This is a genomic window from Actinoplanes sp. NPDC051633, from assembly GCF_040681735.1.
In the GTDB taxonomy this organism is placed as follows: Bacteria; Actinomycetota; Actinomycetes; order Mycobacteriales; family Micromonosporaceae; genus Actinoplanes.
The window spans coordinates 1-1,842 of the sequence record NZ_JBFAZH010001385.1 but is presented as its reverse complement, the minus strand read 5'-3'; the positions used below and the strand labels follow the sequence as shown (position 1 = coordinate 1,842).

Sequence of the window (1,842 nt, the reverse complement as noted above, 5' to 3'; positions counted from 1 at the left end):
GAAACGCCGAGCGGATCACCGAGGGTCTCGAGGGGACTCGAGCGCCCCGAGAGCCTCGGTGATCGGCACATCGCCGCCGAAGAGTTCGAAGGTGACTCCGGTGGTGGACGGCATGGCCAGCACCGCCGCGAGCACGGCGGCCACGTCGTCGCGGGGCACCGGGCCGCGCCGGCCCAGCTCGGTGCTGACCCGCACCCGGCCGGTGCCCGGGTCGTCGGTGAGCGAGCCCGGACGCACGATGGTCCAGTCCAGGGCCGTGCCGCGCACGTACTCGTCGGCCTGAGCCTTGGCCTCGAGATAGGGCCGCATCGCGTCGCCGGCCGACGCCGGATCCTGGGCGCCGATCGACGAGACCATGACGTAGCGGCGTACCCCGGTCTCGATCGCCGCGGCCGCGAGCTTGACGGCGCCGCCCAGGTCGACCGTCCGCTTGCGTGCCGCGCCGCTGCCCGGGCCCGCGCCGGCCGCGAAGACCACGGCGTCCGCCCCGCGCACGTGGGGAGCAAGCGTCTGGTCGTTCTCGAGATCGCCGAGCACCGGGACGGCGCCGATCCTCTCCAGGTCGGCGGCGTGCTCGGGATTGCGGATCAGGCCGCGGGCGGTGTCGCCGCGCCCGGCGAGGAGGGCGAGGAGGCGCAGCGCGACCTTGCCGTGGCCGCCGGCAACGAGGATGTCCATCCTCCCTTCCTACCCTTATCCGCCCTTACGCGCTGTCTCTGATCACCAGCGTGGGCTGGAAGGTGACCGAGCGGGGCAGGCGGCCGGGCGCGCCCACCTGGGCGAGCAGCAGCTCGGCCATCTCGGCGGCCATCTCCTCGACCGGCTGCCGCACGGTGGTGAGCAGCGGCCGGCAGTCCAGCGCCGCGCTGCTGTCGTCGAAGCCGACCACCGCGACGTCCTCGGGCACCCGCCGGCCGAGGTCCTGCACCGCCCGCAGCGCGCCCTCCGACATCAGGTCGCTGGCCACGAACAGGCCGTCGATGTCGGGGTGCTCGGCGAGCAGGCGCCGCGCGCACTCCTCGCCACCGGCCCGGGTGAAGTCGCCCTCGATGGTCGGCACGTCGCCGAAGCCGCGGTTGGCCAGGTAGGAGCGGAAGCCGTCCAGCCGGTCGAGCCCGGCCGGGATGTCCAGCGGGCCGCTGATCGTGGCGAGCCGCCGGCAGCCGCGGCGGAGCAGGTGCTCGGCCGCCAGCCGGGCGCCGAGCCGCTGGTCGACGTCGACGAAGCTGGCCGCGATCGGCTGCGCCGGGCGGGCCGAGACCACCGCGGGGATACCCAGGTCGTGCACCTGGCGGGGGAGCGGGTCGGCCTCGTGGCTGCTGATCAGCAGGACGCCGTCGACGTGACCCTGACGCAGGTAGCGGATCACGTGATGATGGTCGCCGGAGTCGGTGGGGATGATCACCAGGTGCACGCCGTGCGGGCGCAGCGCGTCGGTCGCGCCCGCCGTGATCCGGCCGAAATACGGGTCGGTGAAGACGCGGTTGAGGAAGGAGGTGTCGTTCGGCCGTTCCGGCTCCGAGATCACCAGGGCCACCGAGTTGGTGCGGCGGGTCACCAGAGTGCGAGCGGCGAGGTTGGGCACGTATCCGGTCTCGGCGATGGCGCGCTCCACCATCCCGCGGATCTTGGCGTCCACGCTCGGGGCGCCGTTGATCACCCGCGACACCGTCGCCCGGGACACCCCGGCCGCCTCGGCGACCTGGTCCATGGTGGGATGCTGCCCACCACGCGGCGGCCTCGGACTCATGGCGTCTGTTATAGCACCGGCCCTGGTAGCACCCCGGAGAGCGCTTTCAGCCGTAGCTTTTCGCATGCCGTGCTCCCGGTAAGAGAGCCGGG

General features: G+C 73.3%; 2 protein-coding genes. Both read right to left on the bottom strand.

Features of this window, described 5'->3' with window-relative positions; all coding sequences use genetic code 11:
- Positions 1–15: 15 nt before the first annotated feature.
- Positions 16–678: an SDR family oxidoreductase gene (locus AB0M20_RS41235; protein ID WP_364306744.1), complete on the bottom strand. Its 663-nt coding sequence runs from the start codon at positions 676–678 to the stop codon at positions 16–18.
- Between the two features lie 25 nt (positions 679–703).
- Positions 704–1,711 (bottom strand): LacI family DNA-binding transcriptional regulator, encoded by a 1,008-nt coding sequence (locus AB0M20_RS41230; RefSeq protein ID WP_364306742.1) that lies wholly within the window; start codon positions 1,709–1,711, stop codon positions 704–706.
- Between the last annotated feature and the right edge of the window lie 131 nt (positions 1,712–1,842).

Coding starts and splice junctions, on each gene's coding strand:
- AB0M20_RS41235 (WP_364306744.1), bottom strand. CDS start 678: ATGGACATCCTCGTTGCCGGCGGCCACGGCAAGGTCGCGCTGCGCCTC.
- AB0M20_RS41230 (WP_364306742.1), bottom strand. CDS start 1,711: ATGGACCAGGTCGCCGAGGCGGCCGGGGTGTCCCGGGCGACGGTGTCG.